At 41.0% G+C, this 21,746-nt stretch carries 18 protein-coding genes; 10 read left to right on the top strand and 8 right to left on the bottom strand.

What is annotated here, in order from left to right; all coding sequences use genetic code 11:
• The first annotated feature begins 207 nt into the window (after positions 1 to 207).
• Positions 208 to 1,671, top strand: coding sequence for an N-acetylglucosamine-specific PTS transporter subunit IIBC (gene nagE / locus FR932_RS12345; RefSeq protein ID WP_019439405.1), 1,464 nt, complete (start codon positions 208 to 210; stop codon positions 1,669 to 1,671).
• A 255-nt stretch (positions 1,672 to 1,926) separates the two neighbouring features.
• On the top strand, positions 1,927 to 2,424 hold the full coding sequence (gene tpx / locus FR932_RS12340) for a thiol peroxidase (RefSeq protein ID WP_019439404.1): 498 nt from the start codon (positions 1,927 to 1,929) through the stop codon (positions 2,422 to 2,424).
• Positions 2,425 to 2,533: 109 nt separating this feature from the next.
• Here the strand turns inward: tpx and FR932_RS12335 are convergent, their stop codons facing one another.
• Positions 2,534 to 4,447 (bottom strand): RecQ family ATP-dependent DNA helicase, encoded by a 1,914-nt coding sequence (locus tag FR932_RS12335; RefSeq protein WP_019439403.1) that lies wholly within the window; start codon positions 4,445 to 4,447, stop codon positions 2,534 to 2,536.
• Between the two features lie 142 nt (positions 4,448 to 4,589).
• Here FR932_RS12335 and FR932_RS12330 point away from each other — a divergent pair, with 142 nt between their 5' ends.
• Positions 4,590 to 5,219, top strand: a complete 630-nt coding sequence (locus FR932_RS12330; RefSeq protein ID WP_019439402.1) for an outer membrane beta-barrel protein — start codon at positions 4,590 to 4,592, stop codon at positions 5,217 to 5,219.
• A 196-nt stretch (positions 5,220 to 5,415) separates the two neighbouring features.
• Positions 5,416 to 6,126, top strand: coding sequence for an aquaporin Z (gene aqpZ, locus FR932_RS12325; RefSeq protein ID WP_019439401.1), 711 nt, complete (start codon positions 5,416 to 5,418; stop codon positions 6,124 to 6,126).
• A 61-nt stretch (positions 6,127 to 6,187) separates the two neighbouring features.
• Here aqpZ and FR932_RS12320 read toward each other — a convergent pair whose 3' ends face one another.
• On the bottom strand, positions 6,188 to 7,357 hold the full coding sequence (locus tag FR932_RS12320) for a benzoate/H(+) symporter BenE family transporter (protein WP_019439400.1): 1,170 nt from the start codon (positions 7,355 to 7,357) through the stop codon (positions 6,188 to 6,190).
• Between the two features lie 149 nt (positions 7,358 to 7,506).
• On the opposite strand from FR932_RS12320, the gene FR932_RS12315 reads away from it, so the two are divergent.
• The 3 genes from FR932_RS12315 to FR932_RS12305 all read left to right on the top strand — a co-directional run bounded on the left by FR932_RS12315 (position 7,507) and on the right by FR932_RS12305 (position 9,215).
• Positions 7,507 to 8,079, top strand: coding sequence for a helix-turn-helix domain-containing protein (locus FR932_RS12315; RefSeq protein WP_026032003.1), 573 nt, complete (start codon positions 7,507 to 7,509; stop codon positions 8,077 to 8,079).
• A 120-nt stretch (positions 8,080 to 8,199) separates the two neighbouring features.
• The gene (locus FR932_RS12310; protein WP_019628813.1) at positions 8,200 to 8,751 is read left to right on the top strand and encodes a GNAT family N-acetyltransferase; all 552 of its coding nucleotides are present in this window, start codon (positions 8,200 to 8,202) and stop codon (positions 8,749 to 8,751) included.
• Between the two features lie 44 nt (positions 8,752 to 8,795).
• Entirely contained in the window at positions 8,796 to 9,215 is a 420-nt protein-coding gene (locus FR932_RS12305) for a GNAT family N-acetyltransferase (protein ID WP_019439397.1), read from the top strand.
• A 35-nt stretch (positions 9,216 to 9,250) separates the two neighbouring features.
• On the opposite strand, the gene FR932_RS12300 is transcribed toward FR932_RS12305, so the two are convergent.
• Entirely contained in the window at positions 9,251 to 12,100 is a 2,850-nt protein-coding gene (locus FR932_RS12300) for an FAD-binding and (Fe-S)-binding domain-containing protein (protein WP_019439396.1), read from the bottom strand.
• A gap of 251 nt (positions 12,101 to 12,351) precedes the next feature.
• On the opposite strand from FR932_RS12300, the gene FR932_RS12295 reads away from it, so the two are divergent.
• Both FR932_RS12295 and nudC read left to right on the top strand, forming a co-directional pair.
• The gene (locus tag FR932_RS12295; RefSeq protein WP_019439395.1) at positions 12,352 to 13,257 is read left to right on the top strand and encodes a LysR family transcriptional regulator; all 906 of its coding nucleotides are present in this window, start codon (positions 12,352 to 12,354) and stop codon (positions 13,255 to 13,257) included.
• Between the two features lie 51 nt (positions 13,258 to 13,308).
• The gene (gene nudC / locus FR932_RS12290; RefSeq protein ID WP_019439394.1) at positions 13,309 to 14,238 is read left to right on the top strand and encodes an NAD(+) diphosphatase; all 930 of its coding nucleotides are present in this window, start codon (positions 13,309 to 13,311) and stop codon (positions 14,236 to 14,238) included.
• A gap of 463 nt (positions 14,239 to 14,701) precedes the next feature.
• On the opposite strand, the gene FR932_RS12285 is transcribed toward nudC, so the two are convergent.
• From FR932_RS12285 to FR932_RS12275, 4 genes are all read right to left on the bottom strand, one after another.
• Positions 14,702 to 16,342 carry a sensor domain-containing protein gene (locus tag FR932_RS12285; RefSeq protein ID WP_019439393.1) on the bottom strand — a complete coding sequence of 547 codons (1,641 nt, stop codon included), beginning with the start codon at positions 16,340 to 16,342 and terminating at the stop codon, positions 14,702 to 14,704.
• A 179-nt stretch (positions 16,343 to 16,521) separates the two neighbouring features.
• Entirely contained in the window at positions 16,522 to 16,785 is a 264-nt protein-coding gene (locus tag FR932_RS12280; protein WP_019439392.1) for a hypothetical protein, read from the bottom strand.
• Between the two features lie 66 nt (positions 16,786 to 16,851).
• Positions 16,852 to 17,022 carry a hypothetical protein gene (locus tag FR932_RS21475; protein ID WP_019439391.1) on the bottom strand — a complete coding sequence of 57 codons (171 nt, stop codon included), beginning with the start codon at positions 17,020 to 17,022 and terminating at the stop codon, positions 16,852 to 16,854.
• Between the two features lie 235 nt (positions 17,023 to 17,257).
• On the bottom strand, positions 17,258 to 17,770 hold the full coding sequence (locus tag FR932_RS12275) for a phage regulatory CII family protein (protein ID WP_019439390.1): 513 nt from the start codon (positions 17,768 to 17,770) through the stop codon (positions 17,258 to 17,260).
• A 362-nt stretch (positions 17,771 to 18,132) separates the two neighbouring features.
• On the opposite strand from FR932_RS12275, the gene FR932_RS12270 reads away from it, so the two are divergent.
• Positions 18,133 to 19,140, top strand: coding sequence for a hypothetical protein (locus FR932_RS12270; RefSeq protein WP_019439389.1), 1,008 nt, complete (start codon positions 18,133 to 18,135; stop codon positions 19,138 to 19,140).
• A 148-nt stretch (positions 19,141 to 19,288) separates the two neighbouring features.
• Here FR932_RS12270 and FR932_RS12265 read toward each other — a convergent pair whose 3' ends face one another.
• Positions 19,289 to 20,881, bottom strand: a complete 1,593-nt coding sequence (locus FR932_RS12265) for an L-lactate permease (protein WP_019628811.1) — start codon at positions 20,879 to 20,881, stop codon at positions 19,289 to 19,291.
• Positions 20,882 to 21,746 lie beyond the last annotated feature (865 nt).

Here is a 21,746-nt window from a genome sequence, read left to right as displayed (position 1 = left end):
AAAACTTGTCTTTTTCTGCTCAAATGGTTGAAATAGATCACAGTGCAGGGAATTAAAGGTGAATTTGGTTTGTCATTAACGCGTTCTTACTTTACATTACGAAATAAGTTGTGAAGTAAGTACAAAGTCTGTTCTTGTAATGGAACTGCTACAGTTTCATAACAAGAACAAAACATTTAATTGGATTTTAAACTTAAGATAAGGATGATGGCTGTTATGTTTAGCTATTTACAAAAAATTGGTCGTGCACTGATGGTTCCAGTAGCAGTTCTACCTGCTGCTGCTGTATTAATGGGTATTGGTTATTGGATTGATCCGGTTGCATGGGGCGGCGAAAGCATGCTTGCTGCATTCTTCATCAAATCTGGTGCTGCAATCATTGATAACATGTCTCTGCTATTTGCTGTTGGTGTTGCTTATGGTATGTCAAAAGACAAAGACGGTTCAGCCGCGCTTGCTGGTCTTGTTGGCTTCCTCGTTGTGACAACGCTACTTTCACCGGGTGCAGTTGCTGCTATCCAAGGTGTTGGCGCTGACCAAGTATCGGCTGCATTTGGTAAAATCAACAACCAATTCGTTGGTATCCTAGTTGGTGTTATCTCTGCTGAACTTTACAACCGCTTCAGTGAAGTTGAGCTGCCTAAAGCACTTACATTCTTCAGTGGTCGTCGTCTTGTTCCAATCGTAACGTCTTTCGTTATGATGGGCGTATCGTTTGTACTTATGTACATCTGGCCAATGATTTTTGATGGTCTAGTATCTTTCGGTACTAGCATTAAAGATATGGGTCCTACAGGCGCTGGTATCTACGCATTCTTTAACCGTATGCTTATCCCTGTTGGTCTTCACCATGCACTTAACTCAGTATTCTGGTTTGACGTTGCTGGTATTAATGATATTCCTAACTTCCTTGGTGGCGCACAATCACTAGAAAACGGCAACGCAACTGTTGGTGTTACTGGTATGTACCAAGCTGGTTTCTTCCCAATCATGATGTTTGGTCTATTAGGTGCAGCGTTAGCGTTCATCCATACTGCTAAACCTGAAAACAAAGCCAAAGTAACATCTATCATGATGGCTGCTGGTTTCGCAACATTCTTCACTGGTGTTACAGAGCCACTAGAATTCTCATTCATGTTCGTTGCACCAGTGCTATTCGTACTACATGCATTTTTAACGGGTGTATCTGTATTCATCGCTGCATCAATGCAGTGGATTGCAGGTTTCGGTTTCAGTGCAGGTCTAGTTGATTTAGTATTGTCTTCACGTAACCCACTTGCTACACAGTGGTACATGTTGCTTGTTCAAGGTGCTGCATTCTTCGTAATCTACTACGTTGCATTCCGCGCTATCATCGTTAAGTTTGACCTTAAAACACCTGGTCGTGAAGATGCTGGTGAAGAAGCTACAGCTCCGGCTAAAGCAGGTAAAGCATCACACGTTGACGTTGCTGCTAAAGTTTTCGAACTTGTTGGTGGTAAAGACAACTTAGTACACGTTGATAACTGTGCAACACGTCTACGTCTTGATGTTAAAGATTCATCTTTAGTAAATGACGCTGAACTTAAGCGCCACGTACCTGGTGTAATCAAGCCAAGTAAAACTGCTGTTCAAGTCGTGATTGGTCCACAAGTTGAATTCGTTGCTAACGCACTTAAAAAACTGGTGTAATATCTTTACCCTGAAGTTAGCTACTGAGTAGTTAACCGCGAGGTACAAAAAGGGCGATGCAGTTAATGCATCGCCCTTTTTTTATAACCATTTTAATTTAAGCTCGAATGATTAACAGGTATGACCTGACAATTTCTTACATATTAGGCGTATACATGGCTTGCACAAGCATATATATTTCATCTCAATTTGTTGATCTAGATCAATTTAAGCGGTTTGTATTAATCGTATTCAGTTAATAAAAAGGATAAAAATATGACTCAAGTTACTTTTCAAGGCGACGCAGTAAACATTTCAGGCACAATCCCAGCAGTTGGTTCATTAGCACCGGCATTTTCATTAACAGCTGGCGACTTGTCTGATTTAACACTTGTTAGCTTACAAGGTAAGAAAGTTGTACTAAATATTTTCCCAAGTATCGATACGCCAGTATGTGCTGCTGGTGTGCGCGCTTTCAATGAAGCTGCTGCAACGCTAGAAAATACTGTAGTAGTATGTGTCTCTGCAGATCTACCATTTGCGACAGGTCGTTTTTGTGAAGTTGAAGGCATTGCAAACGTGCAGCACGCATCAACATTCCGTAGCTCTGAGTTTGCACAAGCTTACGGCGTTGCAATCCCTGATGGCGCATTACGTGGTTTAACAACGCGTGCTGTTGTATGTATCAATGCTGAAGGTGTTGTTACACATAGCGAATTAGTAGCTGAAATCACTGATGAAGCTAACTATGAATTAGCGCTTCAAGCACTATAATTAGTTGTTACGAATAAATCGTGTGAGCCGTTTCAAGCTTAGTTTGGAATGATGAACTGAAAATAGCGCTGCAGCATCTGCAGCGCTATTTTTTTGTGCGGAAGTAACGTTATTGCTGGTTAGTGAGTAGCGTTAATATTTGTTGATAAGGGTAAGCTTGCAAGGCTGCAAAGTTACTGATTTTTTTGGCTTTCATCTTCATGAATAAAGGTGTGCTGATGCCACATAAGAAACGTGTGGTTAATACAGGCGTAGGGCGTTTATCACAAGCACTGATAAACGCTTGGCTTAGCTCTGCCACTTGTTCAGCTGATAACGCTGGCATACTTGCTGGTTGTGGTAGTTGTGCAATACGGCCCTGACAGACAGAGCATGTGCCACATTGCACCGGTGCTTTATCATCACCAAAGTAAGTTGATAAGCCTTTACTCAAACATTGTGTACTTTGAATGTAGTGACCAACTGCATGCACACGCTTAATTTCACTTTGTTCTTTGTGGGCAAATTGCTTATGCAGGTTAGTGGCTAATTGCTGGCTATCAAAACGCGAATTTAATATTTGATATACATCGGTCATCAATTTACTTTCTAGCACGATGCTATTACGTTCATGCAAAAACTCTAGCGCGGTGATCACGCGACTGCGTTGTTCTTGATAGCCTTCGCTCATGCGTTCAAAGTTAACCGTTGCCCAAGTGCGTTTCGCTGGCGATGCGTTAAATATTTCTTCAATAAAGACACGTTTTTCATCGGTAAATTGGTTCAGTATTTGCGCTGGATCTTTTAAGAACTTAAAGCGATATTCCGCAAAATAAGAATACAGAGGTTTGATAATGCCCTGCATTTCTAAATACACCAGTAAAGTTTTTAACGGTGCTTGGCGCAGGTTACTACTCATGGATAATCCGTATAAAGTATGTTCCCACTCAGTGCCCGCAGATTGGATTTCGCTCAGTACCGCTTCAATCCCATTTAGTTCAGGAGTATCACCATAAACAAAGTTTTCGAGGATGCTTTGGTTGTCTAAATTAGCTAATACCAGACATTGTGAGTCGTTGCCATCACGGCCGGCACGACCAATTTCTTGGCTGTAGTTTTCAATGGATTTTGGTAAATCAAAATGCACGACGTTACGGATATTACTTTTATCAATGCCCATGCCAAAAGCGATAGTGGCAACAATGCAATCTATGCCATTGTGCATAAATTTTTGTTGTACTTCTTCACGTATATCTGTGGACATACCGGCATGATAAGCGACCGCTTCAATCCCAAACTCTTGTAAGGCTGCCGCCAGTTCTTCTGCGGTTCTTTGCAGAGTGACATAGACAATAGAGGCTTGTCCCGATTTCTTACCTAGCCAGCGGGTGAGTGCGTGGAGTTTTTTCTCTTGAGCAATTGGGTGCATTAACAAGCTAAGGTTAGCGCGATAGAAACCGGTTTTAATAATATTATCAGGGGCGATATTAAACTTGGTTTCCATGTCTTTGATAACCGATGGGGTTGCTGTTGCGGTTAATAACAAGGCTTGCTTAATGTTCAGTTCTTTTTGATATTGCGGTAGTTTCAGGTAATCGGGACGAAAGTTATGTCCCCATTCTGAAATACAATGGGCTTCATCCACCACTAATAACGAGATTGGTACTTGTTTGATGAATTTTCGGAAGCGTTCGTTCTTTAAACGTTCGACCGAAATCATTAAGATCTTCACTTCGCCTTCGCGTACTTTTGACATGGTATCGCGTACTTCATCGACAGACATGCTCGAATCAATTTTAGCGGCGGCGATATTATGCTTTTTTAAAAATAATAGCTGATCTTGGATCAAGGCTAATAGGGGGGAAATAACTAAGGTCAAATTAGGCAGGTGTAATGCCGATACTTGATAACATAACGACTTTCCTGATCCCGTTGGAAAGATGGCTGCACTTGAATCGCCTCTGACGATATTGTTAATGACAGCTTCTTGGCCTTCTCTGAATTGATCATAACCAAAGTAGTGTTGTAACGTCTGATGCAGCATATCTGTCTCTCGAATGATGAAACCAAGGGTGATTAAGCAGGGGAGTATATCGTTTTTTGTTAAAAAGTGATCCCGTTTATGCCGTTAAACTTGTAGTAGTGCTATATTTTTAACAGTCAATCACGTTATTACAGGATGTATGATGAAGTATAAGCAAAGACTTGGCGTTAGCATGTTGGCGATGAGTGTGTTGATGCACACAGGGAACGTGGCCGCAGAATCATTTGTCGCGCCGTTTGGTGGTTACGCTTTTGGAACCAGTGATTTTTCCACCGTAGACAGCACTAGCCAAGCTGAAAGCTCGGTTAAGATTGCTGAGTCCGAGCATTGGGGTGTGATGGCTGGAATTACAACGCCAGACCCAGGCAGTATTTATTTACTTTATAGTCATCAATCGACAGAATTTAGTATTGGCGATAACCTAAATCAACCTGAGATAACCAAGTTAGACATTGACTACTTACATTTAGGCGGCGCATTGTACTTCCCTCAAGGTAAATTTAGACCTTATATTACCACCAGTGCTGGCTTAACGCAGATGCGCCCAGATAATGGTTTCTCTAATGAAACTAATTTTTCGATGAGTATTGGCGGCGGCGCTGAGTATCAATTCACTACCAATTTTGCGTTGTTTGCGGATGTGCGTGGGTATGCCACGTTTATTAGTAGTTCGCAGTCGTTATTTTGTAATAGCGGCAACTGTAAGTGGCTAGTTGATGCGGATTTAATGTGGCAAGGACAAGTTAGCGTGGGCGCCAAACTGACGTTTTGAGCTATTTTAAACTATGCTAAGTTAATATTTAAACGTTTGGTAAGCATTGGTTATTTTATATTTAGCCTAAGTTTATTTATGTATTTCAAATAGATGTGAACACTCACTTGACCAATTACACGCTGAAATGCTAGTTTCGAATGAAACGACTTTCAACGATGATAAGTGGTTATGAAAATATATAAGGGAATAAATAATGACATTAACAAAAAAGCTCGGTGCTGAGTTTATTGGTACATTTTGGTTGGTTCTTGGGGGTTGTGGTAGTGCGGTATTAGCGGCTGCATTTCCTGATGTCGGCATTGGCTTATTAGGTGTGTCACTGGCTTTTGGTTTGACGGTATTAACGATGGCATTCGCGATTGGCCACATTTCAGGTTGTCATTTAAATCCAGCCGTTTCAATTGGACTTTGGTCTGGTGGTCGTTTTTCAGCAGCTGAACTTGGACCTTATATTTTAGCTCAGGTACTCGGTGGTATTGCCGGTGCTGCAACCTTATATGTGATTGCTAGTGGTCAAGCTGGATTTGATGCTAGCGCTGGTTTTGCTTCGAATGGTTATGGCGAACACTCTCCTGGTGGTTATAGCTTAGTTGCGGCATTAGTAACTGAAATCGTCATGACGTTTATGTTCTTGATTATTATCTTAGGCGCAACGGACAAACGTGCTCCAGCTGGTTTTGCACCGATAGCCATTGGTCTTGGTTTAACCTTGATCCATTTAATTAGTATCCCAGTGACCAATACGTCGGTTAACCCTGCACGTAGTACTGGTGTAGCGATTTTCCAAGGTGATTGGGCGTTGTCGCAACTGTGGTTATTCTGGATTGCGCCAATTGTCGGTGCGATATTAGCAGGTCTTGTTTACCGCTGGTTTGAGTCTGATGAGCAAGAACAACAAGCTTAATCATACTCGAATGTATAATTAAATTAATAAACAAGAAAGGGGGAAGTAATTGTAATCGCAATTACGGCCCCTTTTTTGTTGTAATCAATGTTGTTACTGAGATAGTGATTAATCCCGCCACAACTCCCCATAATGCAGAGCCTATATTCCATAAAGTAAAGTCAGAGGCGGTGACTAAAAAGGTCATCAATGCGGCTTCTTTATAAGGTGATTCAATAAAGGCATGCTGCAAACTACCACCAATGGTGGAAAAGAGCGCAATACCGGCCAGCGCCATGATTAAGGCCGTAGGCATAGCCTGAAACAAGGTCATTAGGCTTAACGCGCATAAGCCCATTAATAGATAAAAACCCCCTGCGCTGACTGCTGCCCAATAACGTTTTTGGGGATCTTTATCGGCATCTTCTGACATACATATTGCGGCTGTGATCGCGGCTAAATTAATACCAAAACCACCAAAAGGCGCGATGAGTATATTCGTTATGCCTGTTACCGTCATTAATTTGGATACCGGAGCATGATAACCGTGAGCTTTTAAAATGGCGATACCGGGCATATTTTGCGTTGCCATGGTGACTAAAAATAGCGGTAAACCGATGTTGATGAGTGCAGTTATTTTCCACTCTGGTTCGACATAGACCAATTGCCCTAAGGTCCACGTCAATTCAGGCACGACAAACAATCCTTGTAACCATGCCGAGGCGATCCCGGCAATTAAAATAGTCAGCATAGCAAAACGAGGCGCGAGTGCTTTACTGATTAAAAAGCTGACAAACATCAGTCCAACCAACAGCGGAGACTGGTTCATGACATTGAATACTTCAATACCAAAAGACAGTAAGATCCCTGCTAACATGGCGCTGGCGATTTGTAGTGGCACACGGTTCATTAATTTTTCAAATAGCCCTGAAACACCTGATAGGGTAATGAGGCAAGCCGAGAAGATAAAAGCGGCCACGGCTTCGTTAATACTAAAACCTTGGGTACTGGTGATGAGCAATGCCGCTCCCGGTGTTGACCAAGCGATTAATAACGGCGTGCGATAATATATAGATAAACCAATAGACGTGATACCCATCCCCAGTCCTAGCGCAAACACCCAACTTGAAACCATGACTAAGTCAGCACCGAGATTGCTGGCGGCTTGGTATATCAGGGCAATTGAACTGGTAAAACCGACCAAGGCTGCAATAAACCCCATATTTACACGGTTTAAAATGACACTATCCATTCGTTCTATTCCTTGTAATGCAATCCCTGTCGTGTTTGGATTGGTCATTTGTCGTGCGCTATAACGCACGGGGTGTATCTTTAAAATAACACTGTATGTTATAACGCACAAGCGCTATTATCATTATCGCTATTTCGCTTACAAGAGGCATTATTATTAATATTCATACATCGATCGGTTCTCGTCTTAAAGCAGCACGCAGTCATAAAGGTTGGAGTTTAGATAAAACCAGTCAGCATACTGGGGTATCTAAAGCGATGCTTGGACAAATCGAACGGGGTGAATCGAGTCCTACGGTGGTGCGATTATGGAATATAGCCAATGGTTTTGAGTTGCCACTGTCTTATTTTTTAACTGACTTGGAACTAGCTAAAACGCAAAGCTCTGTTTTTATAAATACATTAGAAAATAACGAACATGATATTAAGGTTGTGACGCTATTTCCTTATGATGCAGTGACTAAAATGGAAGTGTTCCAAATAACATTAGATCCACAACGTCAGCATATCTCGGCGCCACACAATGCGGGCGTCATAGAGCACATTATTGCTGTTGATGGTTCGATGGAATACTTTTTGGCACTAACCGCTGATGGTATTACACAGCAGTGGCATACTTTAAAGCAAGGTGAGAGCGTTAAATTTGATGCTAACCAAGCACATGGCTATCGTAATGTGACGGATAAGTCTGTGACTATTCACAATATCATTAGTTATACCTAGGTCTAATCTGCTTGGTTTTGAATCTGTAGAGGTGATGGTGTTGATTATTTTATTCTACATCTGTGATCAGTTACCTTGTTTGAGGTAGTGATAAGATCTAGTATCAAATATGGATATTCTATGGGAAAGCCTATGTTTACACTCAATATCGGACCAGATTTACAATTAGCTATTGTGCAGCCGTCATTCGCGAACTGCTATTTAGAGATAGTGACAGTTGAGCGTGCCTATTTATCAAAATGGCTACCTTGGGCGGCAGAGGCGAATGATGAAGCTTTCTTTCTTGAATTTATCCGTAAATCATTGCTTGGGTATGCAGAAGGTAAATCAATGACGTGTGCGATTATTTATCAGCATACAGTAGTGGGTAACGTCAGTTTTAACAGTATCGTTCAGGAATTAAAAAAAGTTGAAGTGGGCTATTGGTTAAGTGAAAAATATCAAGGTTCAGGTATCGTTACTAAGGCTGTGAGCTTTTTAATCGAATACGCTTTTTCTGAGTTGAATATGAAGAAAGTAGAGATATGTGCAGCCGTTGATAATAGCTCAAGCCGTCGGGTGTGTGAGCGTTTGAATATGACGCTAGAAGGTATTATCAGCAATCGGGAAAACGTCAATGGCGAAATAATCGATCACGCGGTTTATGGCATACACAGAACGGATTTACGTTAAAATTAGGCACTGCTATATCAGCACTGTTATAGGGATAAATATACATGGAAGTGATCGCATATTCACCTGAATATCTACCGGACTTACGTGCGCTGTATATGGTAACAAGAACGTCAACGTTTACTTGGCTAGATAGCAGTGGCTATCAGATAAAAGATTTTGATGAACATATTACCGATGACACGGTTTATTTAGCCGTTGCAGATGGTAAGTTGCTTGGTTTTATCGCGGTTTATGAGCCGGATAATTTCATTCATCATTTATTTACAGCTGAAGATTCACAAGGTATGGGTGTTGGCTCTAGATTGTTAACTATGTTGAGTGAATTAAACGACAGACCGCAAATATTGAAATGCATGGTTAAGAATGAAAAGGCGCTGCAGTTTTATCTGCGAAAAGGCTTTGTTGAAGTGGGTAAAGGCACGGCTGAAGTGGGTGATTACTTAGTACTGAAAAAGGATTAAGGTAGGCCATCGACCTACCTTAGCTTCACGAAGTACTAAGCATCTCGTTTTTCACTGACCTTATCTACTAGGTACAAGATCGAACGATATTCAATACCACTGTGCTCGGACAAACCTATCTCGCAAGTTCGGCTATTGGAATAACCTTCACTGCAATTACTCGGTACTTGGCGTGCTAACGGCGATAATGCCGAGGCATTTAACTCGGGTGTCGTAAAGCCTTTGTCACCAGCAAAACCACAGCATTGAATGTCGTCTGGAATAATAACCTCGGTTGCACAGGCGCGACTGACTTTCTCCATTACTCCGGCTAAACCTTGCTTACGTGAAGTACAAGTCACGTGCAACATGATAGGCTCTGCTTGTGGAGTAATATTCACATGGTCCATCACGAACTCTGCGACAAAACGAAACGGTTCATAGATGGCGATGTCTTTGGTCATCAACTCAATACTGGTGCTCGCACACGGACTGGTATCCATTAATACGGGTAATTTACCTTGTTCTGATGCTTCCCAAAGTGCTGCTTCTAACTGTTGTGATTTACTCAGTGCTGTATCGACAAAACCTTTACTCTTATACGGCATACCACAGCATTTTTCTGATAACTTGCCTGGCATAATGACTTCAATTCCCGCCTTTTGTAGCACAGCTTGAGTCACGTCTGCCAGTGGACGGTTATCCATGGCATTTTTGGCTGTACCCATATTACGCGCGGCGCAACTTGGGAAATAAACTACTTTTTTATGTGCCAGGCTTAAACCATCACTTGGACTCGCTAATCGCTTCACCTTACCCGCCGCTTTCGGCATGCTTGGCGTCCATAATGGCACCGCACCACCACTAAGCTTGTGGGTTGCTTTGGTTACAGTACGCATGGCTTTGGTGCCTAAGACACTATGAACACCGTTAGCGACAGTTAAACCAGCTTGGGTGGCGCTTGTTAGTCCGGCGAAATGATCACTACTCCAACGCGCTATCACGTTAGCGATAGGAGAATGCTGTTGGCGTAATTTACGGATCAAATCGCCAGTATTAATATCAACTGGGCAACGCTCTGCGCATAACCCGGTTGCGGCGCAGGTATCAATGCCGAGGTATTTAAATGATTTTTCTAACTCGGCAAGGCGCGCAGGCTCTTCTTGGCTGCGTTGCAAACGACTGATTTCACGATAAACAGTATTACGTTGGCGTGGTGTTAGTGATAATTCTCGTGATGGACAAACCGGTTCACAAAAACCACACTCGATACATTTATCAATAAGTTCATCTGCTGCAGGCATGACTTTTAAATCAGTAATGTGGCTGTCTTTGTTATCATTTAAGATCACGCCGGGATTTAAAATACCGGTTTTATCAAAGATGCGTTTGATGTCTTGCATCAAGGCGTAACCTTCGCTGCCCCATTCCAGTTCAACGTAGGGCGCCATATTACGACCAGTACCGTGCTCGGCTTTTAACGAACCTTGATAATCAACTGCGACTAATTGCGCTACATCATCCATGAAACCACTATAACGATTGATCTCTTCTTCTGTTTCAAACGCCTGGGTGAAAACAAAGTGTAAGTTACCCGCAAGAGCATGGCCGAAAATGATCGCTTCATCGTAATGGTATTTCTTAAATAAAACTTCTAAGTCACGTACTGCAGGCGCGAGTTGCTCGATAGGGAAGGCCACATCTTCGATGATCACTGTTGTCCCCACTTCTCGCACGGCACCAACGGCAGGGAATAGCTCCTTACGGATCGCCCATAGCTGATTGTAGACCTTGGTATCAGTACTGAACTCGACTGCTTCTGTAGGGTTCAGTTCATCGATCAGGGTATTTATTTGGATCACTTGTTGATTTAAATCTGCTTCACTCTCGGCGTGGATCTCAACAAGTAATGCAGCGGCTTCAGTATTATTTTCTGCTGTAAGCTGAGTGATGAAATCTGGCATGCCTGGTTTATTGGCGACTGAGCTTAAAGCGCGGTTATCCATTAATTCCACAGCGGCAACACTGGTATTAGCGAGTTCACTCACTGCTAAACAGGTTTGTTCAATATCTGCGAATAAATACAGACCCGTGGCTTTGAAGCTATGGTCGATCACTGTATTGTAAGTAACGTCGGCAATGAAGCCTAAAGTGCCTTCCGAACCAATGAATAAATGCTGTAATACCTCAATCGGATCGCTGTAATCAGTTAATGAATTAAGGCTATAACCTGTGGTGTTTTTAAGGCGGTATTTATGGCGGATCTTATCGGCTAAGGCAGTATTGTCTTTACAGGCTTGGGCAAGTTTGGTCAGATCTTTCAGCATGTCTTTATGACTGATTTTAAATTGCGCTACGCTATAGCTGTCTAAAGTATTTAATACAGTGCCGTCAGCCAGTACCACGGTCATGCCAGCTAAGGTTTGATAACTGTTCTGCGCTGTACCGCAACACATCCCTGATGAATTATTTGCCGCGATCCCACCGATTTTACAGGTATTGATTGATGCTGGATCCGGACCGATCTTACGTTGATAAGGAGCTAAAATCTTATTCGCTTCAGCACCGATAATACCCGGTTGTAACCAGATCTGTTCGCCGTTGTTGAGTACTTTATGCTGGCGCCAATCTGAAGTGAGCATGATAAGCACGGAATCTGACAATGCTTGACCTGATAAGCTGGTGCCTGCGGCACGGAATGTCACTGGAATAGCAAGTTCATAACAAGCCTTGATGACCAGTACCACTTCGTCTAAATTAGCCAGTTGTAAGATCAGCTTGGGTATTAAACGATAGAAGCTGGCGTCAGTTCCATAAGCTAAAGTAAGCGTAGGGTCGGTGATAATACGTTTGTCATCGATGGACTGGCGTAATTTGCTAATCAGAACGTGATACGGGTCAGACATTGTAGGCTCCTAGCCATGTGGCTATATTATTTTTATTTTGTCGTTAATGTGCCACATTATGTTTATTTAAATTTTGTAATGATGCGGTTTCAGACGTAGTATTTATACGGGCTATATACAGGGCTAGCTATGTACCGTAGTTATGTATAGTAGCGATCTATATATAGTAGTGATCTATATATAGTACCGATCTAGCACTGTTTGATATACTAGCTCGATTACACATGACTGTTTCATAAAGTGGACCAATAATGCGAAGTACCGATGATTTTTTAATTTTTTATCACCTAATTGAACAAGGTTCTTTTAGTAAAGCAGCTGATATTGTTGGTTTAACTAAGTCAGTGGTGAGTAAACACATTACCCGTTTAGAAAAAGAGATGGGTGTACAGTTGATCTTCCGTACCACGCGTAAGTTAACGCTAACGGAAGCGGGCAAAGTATTTTTTGAACATGCCAGAACCATTTATCAGTCGGTGCAAGGCGCAGTTGATGCCATGAATGGGTTAGGGGATAGCTTATCAGGTTCAATCCGCTTAACCGTGCCAACCGTCTCTGGTGAAATTATTTTAGCGGAAGCGATTGCTGATTTTAGTGCCAGCTATCCCGATATTCATATCCACATGGATCTTGATAATAGCTTTGTTGATTTGATTGATAACAACTTTGACTTGGCGATCCGCACTGGTGCGCTGCAAGATTCGAGTTATATTGCGCGACGTCTAGTGCAAGCGCAATGGGTGATCTGCGCATCACCAACCTATTTAGCTAAAAACGGCACACCAAAACGTCCTCAAGATTTAGATAAATACAATTGCCTCGCTTACAGCCAGCAGGAAAGCGGTGCTAATGAATGGTTATTTAAAGGCCGCGAAGCAGATTACAGTGTTAAGATCTCCGGTAATTTTAGTGCTAATAACTCGGCGGCATTACGTAAAGCGGCGCTGTTTAATTTAGGCCTGATTTATGTTCCGAAAGTGCTGGTGGCGGATGATTTACAAGCGGGTACTTTAGTTGAAGTGCTACCGCAGCAAGTGGCTAAGTCATTGGGTATTTATGCTATTTATCCGTATACCAAGTTGCAGCCATTAAAAGTGAAACTGTTCATCGAACATATCTATCAGTTTTACCAACGCCAAGCAGGTAACTTTAGTTAAGTTGCGGTTCATGGACAATAAAACAAAAAAAGACAAGCAAGGAAGAGAATAATGCTTAAATATACTGAGATGTTACTCGACCGTGCATCGAATCAACGTAAAAGTCCTGAGTGGCTAGCAACCCAAAAGAATAATGATAGCCGTTGGGTATTAACTCATACAGACCAAAACTATTTTAGCCAAGCTGATAGTTCAGCATTATTTTTAACGCTTGCTGCAGTGCAACACCTTGATTTAGCTGACGCAGTATTTTTAGGTCTGGATGAGAATAATGCTAATACGCCTTACTTTGCGTTGGACTTAACGCATGTGGATGAAGCGTTAGCCGGTGCATTTTTACTTGAAGGTGAGTTTCGCGATCTGCGTAAAATGACCGTGATGTTAGATAATCCATCAGCGTCATTAATGGCATTGGCTCGAGGTTTAGCTTTCTGGCATCGTTCGCATTGTTTTTGTGGTCGCTGTGGCACGGTGAATCAATCGGTGTCGGCAGGACATGCGCGGTTATGTACCAATCCTGATTGTCAGCATCAAACTTTTCCGCGTACCGATCCTGCCGTGATAATGGTGGTGCGCAAGTTGTTTGCAGATGGTATCGAGCGTTGCTTATTAGGTCGCCAAGTCGAATGGCCTGAAGGCGTGTATTCGACCTTGGCGGGCTTTGTTGATCCCGGTGAAACATTAGAAACAGCTGTCGCGCGTGAAGTGATGGAAGAGTCGGGGATTAGCGTTACTAATGTGCAGTATTTAGCGTCGCAACCTTGGCCGTTCCCATCTTCTATCATGCTGGGTTTTATTGCCGATGCGAGCAGTAATGATATCCAAGTTGATAAACAAGAAATTGATGATGCTCGTTGGTTCTCGCGGGCTGAGATTCTTGCGTTTGGAGACTGGGGGGATGATGGGCCGGGTTTCAAAGTGCCAAGAGTTGATTCCGTTTCCCGTTACTTAATTGATCACTGGGTTAGTTTGGGCGACTAAGTAAAATAATTAGCCGTTGTTTTTTTTTGATGGTATTTGTCAGTCAACACGGTGCTATCAGGTATTTTTACGAGTTACGCGCTATTAGCTTAGCTAATATAATGGCGACGTATTAGCAAGATACACCTGCCAAGCAGACGAAAGTCTAAATCATAAAAGAAATTCATTATCTTTTGTGTGAGATCCCACTTATTTGCAGTAAGTGGGATTTTTTTGATCATGTAATTAAAAGTCCCCATTTCTTAATTTTTCATTTTCTCGTATTTCTACCAGTTATGTTGCTCGACATTTATCCATATACTAGCTGGAATGCATTAATATAGCTGAATGGATCACAGTATTATGAAAACATTTTTATTGAACTTCTTTAAAAAATCAAAGCCGATAGATTTAGCTGAAAAACTTGAGTATGCAATGCTTGAGAACCCTAAAAGGTAATAATCGCCCTTCAATCTTACGGATATTACGTATCACTTAATGTTACATCCAAGCTGGTGTCAAAGAATTGGAAATTATTACGGCCACAATTTTTGGCTTTATAGAGGGCAAGGTCGGCATATTTCAGTAATACTTTCGATTCATACGCATGTAAGGGAGCGATACTAATCCCGATGCTACAGGTGATGTGAAAGTTATATTGTTCAATGTTGATACCACGACGAAGAGATTTCAGGATCTTTTGTGCAATAAGTTGAACAGCCGCTGGCGCAGATACATCCTGGAGTAAGATCGTGAATTCGTCCCCACCAAGGCGAGAAACGGTATCCTCTGAACGCACACAATTAATGAGCCTATGCGAAACTTCTTTTAATAACTCATCACCGATGTCATGACCATAGGTATCGTTAATGGTTTTAAAGTGATCTAAATCAAGCATGATAACCCCGATACCAGCGTCTTTTTGGCGGTGTAAGATCTCTGTCGATTGATTCAAGCGATCATATAACAAGCGTCGATTCGCTAAGCCAGTTAGTGGGTCGTAAAGGGCTATTTTCTCTATTTTAATTTGTTGATCTTTTTGTGTGGTTATGTCTTCGCTGACACTAATAAAGTGGCTTATCTCACCTCGATCATCCATCACCGGAGAGATAGACATCAGAGACCAATAATACGCGCCGTGTTTCGTCCTATTAAAGGTTTCACCATGCCAGTTTTTACCTGCAAGTATGGTGCTCCATAATTCTTCATGACATGCTGGTGGCGTTTCTTTGGTACTAATAATACTCGGGGTTTGACCTATAGCCTCAGACTCACTGTAGCCAGTTACTTCGCAGAACCGAGGATTAATGTATTCAATTATGCCGTGTTTATCTGTGATCATAATCGAACTGGCGCTGTGTTCGACAGCTCTTGAGAGTTTTTGCAGTTGTACTTCAGTCTTTTTATGGTCGGTAATATTGCTAATGAAAGCAAAGAAACCTGTGCCGTCATTCATGGCGGTTGCAGTCAACCGCACATTTAGCGACAGGCCATTTTTATGCCTAATAATCAAATCTTCACGCCAGTATTGCTGAACACCTTGACGGTTTAATGCTGGTGTAAAAATATGTTTGAATTCAGAATTGATATAATCAAGAACAGAGTGAGCTTTTAATTCACGAAGTTCATATCCAGTTAGCTGGCACAGAGCATGATTGGCAAAGGTAATATTGAAATTGTTGTCGACAATCAAAAAACCTTCCGATGTCGTTTCAATCGCGGTTCTAAATTGCTGTTCACTTTTGACTAAGGTTACCTCGGCTTGGCGCTGTAGGGTTTTATCATGGACGATAGAATACAATACAGTGTGGTCTCCAGGTTTAAGAACACCGGAATAAACGCATACATCTCGGATTTCGCCACTATGGGTGATAATGCTATAATCTTGTTGAAATGATTCTGTATTGGCAGTTAAGAAGGCTCTGCTCTCGGCAGCAATGCGTTCTCTATCATCAGGATGGATAATGTCGGTAAATAAATGTAATTTTGACTGGAATGATGCTGCGGTATAGCCAAACTGGTCAATGTTTTTAGTGACAGATAAAACTGGCCATTCAGCTTCAAAGCGCCAAGTAAAACATATCGGCTGACTTTGTATCGTTAATCCTTTACCTGATAATCCCATCAGTTATTCCTTTTCAACATAATATCGTTTGCCCATTGTTGCGCTATGGTAGAATTGTTATCTATCACAAAGCCACTTTACCAGTCGGCGAACGTAACTAAATTGACTAATGTCAGTTAGTTACAATTATATTTCTAGGTTATTATGAAGGTAATACCGATATCGTTATGTAATGATACTTAAATTACGATGTCTATTGTTGTTTGTGTTGCCAACTGAAACATATTTCTGGTTTTTTGACTTACACTCAAATTTTGATATTGAGACATTAACTCTACAGCTTCCAATTGTAAGGTCGCTTGTTTTAACTGCTGTGCCATCATATTTGTTTTATGTATTTCTAAGCGTAATTCTTCTTCTCGGCGATATTCACGCATTCTCATGATTTCTTTTGTTTTATTTTCGGCATTTGAATTGAATAAATCTATTAATGACCTAGTCATAGTAACCTCACTTTTAGTTTGTATAATTAATGCTTAATCGAGTTCTGACAAAATTTATTGGTGAGGTCAGTCTTCAATGCCAAACACTTCGCCATTATCCATTATGACTGAGTGAATATTGTGGCTCTTCAATACATTGATTATTTCCTGCGGTAATTCGACTGTATCGCCAAGTTCGAAAGAATTGAATTCCAGCAGTAAAGCGTTAAGCTCTTCTTTTGTTAATATATTATTCATATCCCATCCCTGTATTTATGCTGTTAACTTTATGGGTGAGGCACCTTATGTAGCGCCCCACTAGTTCTAATGGGATAATCATAACGTGGTAGTTGACGACGGAACACGTGAATCATCTGGCGGTTTTCACATTCGAGTTTCATGAGATAGGTTGAAGAATACAGAGGGATGTAATAGCTTGATTAATGAATGGGCGACTCTAACCCATGCATTTTAAAATAGGACAAAAACAACATTACTTTATGAGTTCATTGGTACTGCTTGCTTTGATTAATATGGCTTTTAATTTGACTAGAGCATCAATTTCATCATCTATTTCTTTCTTAATTTTTATTATTTCAGTAGGGCTGATTTTATTGTTTTTTAAAGCTTCATGTATTTCATTTGATACATCACCATGCTCTTTACTTGTTCCTACCAATGCATTTGAGATTGATTTATACGTTATATCGACATTAGGCTCTACGTAGTGTTTATCACATTTCAAGCTAAAAACGTCTAACATTTCTGTAAATACACTGACATGTCGGCCGCTGTCGTCTAATTCTAAAACCTTCATTACAGACATAAACTCTGTCAGCGTTAATTTATGTTCTTTAGACGTGGGGGTGAATTTATTACTGAATGTACCTGCTGAAACTTTAGTTCCATTCATTTTTAATACTTGACTGTAAATCTTAGTGATCCCTATATCTTTTGAATGTGAATGTAGCGTGGTCAAAAAGTTTTCCATCAAATTATTGTCCATTCCGAACGTCCTTTTAATATGTAAGTTTCAATATTCAACTTTATTGTCAGACGTTAACGGATATTACAGTTGATTTAAAGTATCTAGACGTTTTGAGTTATATAATATTTTCAAATAGTTAAATGCGTCACCTTTAGTGTTGTTCCCTAAATGGGAGTACAAAAAAACCAACAGCTTTCACTGTTGGTTTGTCAGATGGTTAGTTTAACGTATTTAAATGGTGCCGCAGGAAATGTCGATGACAAACAATGACAAGTTCACGACAAAGCCCTGACAAACTCATACCTATGCTTACCCTAAATAACTTATTTTTCAGGATAATAGTGTCATCAAACCATTCACTATTAAATAGGAAGTTAATTATGAAAAAAATCACTTTATTGATGTTAACAGCGATATTAGGATTGCAAGGCTGCAATAATTCAAGTAATGAATCAAAGAAAGGTGTTAAGTCAACAATACCGGCTGTACATCAGATCCAGCCAAGTGAGATTACTGATTATATTGCAGAGTTTAAATCGCAGCAGTTACGTCTAAAGTTGGTTTTTGATGGTGTAGAGTCGAAGATAAGTCATGCCTATAATGTGAAACCTACAAATACATGGGTATTGAATTATGGTAAGGGTCTAGCTGAGGTTGGATATGATTTTGACAATGACGAGCCACTAGCTTCTCTAACCTTACATGATGGAGATACTTCCGATATATATGATTTTAATCCAACGCGTACTTTAGTTGGCGTTGATATTGAAATCAAGGAAGTCGATGAGGAAACTATGCTTTATAGTGGTTCTGTTCAGGATGTAGTGACCGGAAATGTATACCCAGTAGAGCTATACATTAACCAATCATTAAAAGGTGCAGGTGATACTAAACTTGTTGTGAACGGTAATAAGGCGACATTATCTGGGACGTTAGGTACATCTACGTACATTCAAATACAAGACATGATCCACACTACGAGCGCGGATACATTAATCTTGAGTAATGTACCCGGTTCAGAAAATGATGGTATAAATATGCATACAGGTCGATTAATTCGAAATGCACATCTTACGACTATTATGCCGAAAGATGGCGAAGCATATTCTGGTGGTGTTGATTTATTTGCGGCAGGTACGCAGCGTATTTATGAAGTTGGCGGTAAAATTGGTGTTCATTCTTGGTGTTGCACCGATGATGGCAAAGATGCTGGTCAATTAAGTAAGGATGATAAAGCCCATGGCGCACAATTGACTTACTTTAGGGAAATGCTAGGTGATGAAAAAGGCCCTGAGTTTTACTTCTACACGATTGATGCTGCGCCTGCTAATGACATACATTTAATGAGTGTGGTGGATATGGTCAAATATACATTAACTACACCTTAAATAACGTTCTGATTACCACCTGAATAGAGACATAAAAAAACCAACAGCTTTCACTGTTGGTTTGTCATTTCAAACAATAATCAAGCAGGGTAATGCACCCCACTAATTACCCCACTAATCACTCCACAAGCGATTCCACAATCAGCCGTTAGATTAGCGTACTCATTATCGCTGCAATTAGGCCGTAGATAATCATCGGAATAACCGTACGTTTAATGATGTAACCTTCTTTATTCGAAATACCCAAGATAGTCGATACCGCGATAATATTGTTAATACACACCATGTTACCCATCGCGGCGCCAACAGATTGCAGTGCCAAGATAGTCGTTTCTGGTAAACCAACAGTGGTTGCAATCGTTTGCTGAATACCACCAAATGTCAGATTTGATACCGTCGCCGAGCCCGAGAAGAATGCACCCAACGCGCCAAGGTAAGCGGCAGCAAACTGCCAGTTAGTACCCATCAAATCAGAGAACGCCATACCGATGATCAGGATAGGCGAGTTTTCACCGCCAGCCATCATCAGTTTAACCATAATTAACGCGCCAATTAAGGTAATGAATGGCATTTTAATACGGCTACCAGTCTCGCTAAATACTTGCTTAACCATGCTGCCTTTAAGCTTAAACAGTGGGATAGAAATCAGTACCACTAATAAGAAGGGCACCAATGCTGGAACGTAAAGCGCTTTATAAGCCCACGCTACGTTAGTACCAAGGATGTTACTTAACTTGAAGATTAACGCTTGGCTAATACTAAAGTCACCAAAGCTACCAAATGATACCGAGAATGCTTCAGTTGCATCCGTCAGCATTGATTTAATACCCAGCTGTTTAATACGCGTCACGATTAAGATAGTAATTAACAGAATAGTCGGGGTCATGGCTTTGAAGATCTCGCCACGGCTAATGGTTGATAACGATACTGTTTTATCGTTATCAGTGGCGGCTACTTTAGCCAGACCGACATTTAATTTTGCTAAGCCAATTGAGATAGTCAGGCCAATCGCGCCGCCAACTAATGCTGGGAATTCATAGTTCCATTGTGCGAACAAGAAATAAGGCACAGTACAAGATAAAGTACTTAATAGAATGAAGAAGTAGTTACGACGAATATCAGTCCAAGACGCGACAAAACGCAGGGCTAATACAGGGATGACAAAGGCAGCTACAAAATGGATCAACGCCGTTTGCTGACCAATTTCAAGTAATGCTGAATCCGTTAAACCTAAGTTTGATAAACCAAACCAAGTCGGCGTACCCACTGCACCAAAGGATACGGGTACCGAGTTCATTACTAGCGCTAACATCGCCACTTGTAATGGTGGGAAGCCTAAGCCGACCAAGATAGGCGCGGCAATTGCAGCGGGTGTACCAAAGCCTGACGCACCTTCGATCATGAAGGCAAACGCCCAACCAATGATCATTAACTGAGCAACTTTATTACGACTAATGCCTTCTAACCAGCGACTGATGGTATTTTCAGCCCCTGATAAGCACATCATGCGGTTCATCAAAATTGCCCCGGCAATAATCGATATTGGGGTAATAGCTGACAAACTTCCGGCAATCACGTTTGCCCAGATAAGTGTTAGGTCGGTTTGGAAGTAAAACATCTGTAGTGCTGCTACAAACAATGCTGTCACTGGTAGTGCAATGTACGAAGGTACACCATTCTTTTTCGTCATCATCCATATAAGGACGAGGATTGGCATCATTGCCAAGATTAGGGATGTCATTGCTACCCACTCCATGTGTGCTCAGGCTATAGTCTATCGGGTTTACGCAGATAGTTATGCATGAGTCTATTTATAATATTGTTTGAATGTATTGTTGATAAAGTACAGTTAACTAAAATCCTGTGTTTATCGAATACCCGTGTCTTGTGGGGGATGGATTGTAAGAGCTTGAGCGGTAAACTCCACCCCTCTTATTGGGTATGTAATTAGGTGTATAGGCGACAAATGTGACATAAACAATGAAGTGTAAAAAACTGTAAATCATCAAGTTATATATAATCAATGACTTATCTTGGTTACAATAATGATGAATAAATGATTGTAGCTGTATTAGAAACAGTGATTGTCATAATACACGGTAATAAAACGGCGCGGTATTATCGATAAATTAAGCGATTCATGGATTTATTGCAATTAGGTAAAAAACTTTGATGAAATTCAACTACAAAAAATAGGGTTTATTATTAAATAAGCATTAATACGTTATTTTATTACCACATCATGCACTCCTTAAATTCCTTGTTCTATCTATTACGAAGCCTATAACTAAACCTATAGTACTAATTCCGAAAACTAAGTGATCAAAATGATATTACTCCTGCAAACCGCTCAAGACATCCCTGTTCGCTTAGACAAGGCCATCCATGGCCATGTCTATTTGCGATAAGTTTGCGATAGTTATAGCATTTTTCTGTACAGTTATTTCTAGGAATTGCTATAACTAAGTCTATAGCTAAGTCTATAACTATGCCTATCGTTAACCGATTACCAAGCGCGAGTAACTGCTGACTAATTGCACTAAACTAAAAATAGCGGCATTACCATTAATGTCGAACTTCATTGTTTCCATATTTGATCTAATGGT

The organism is Moritella marina ATCC 15381, from assembly GCF_008931805.1.
Taxonomy (GTDB): Bacteria; Pseudomonadota; Gammaproteobacteria; order Enterobacterales; family Moritellaceae; genus Moritella; species Moritella marina.
The sequence above is the reverse complement of the archived record's forward strand: the minus strand, read 5'-3'. Positions and strand labels throughout refer to the sequence as shown.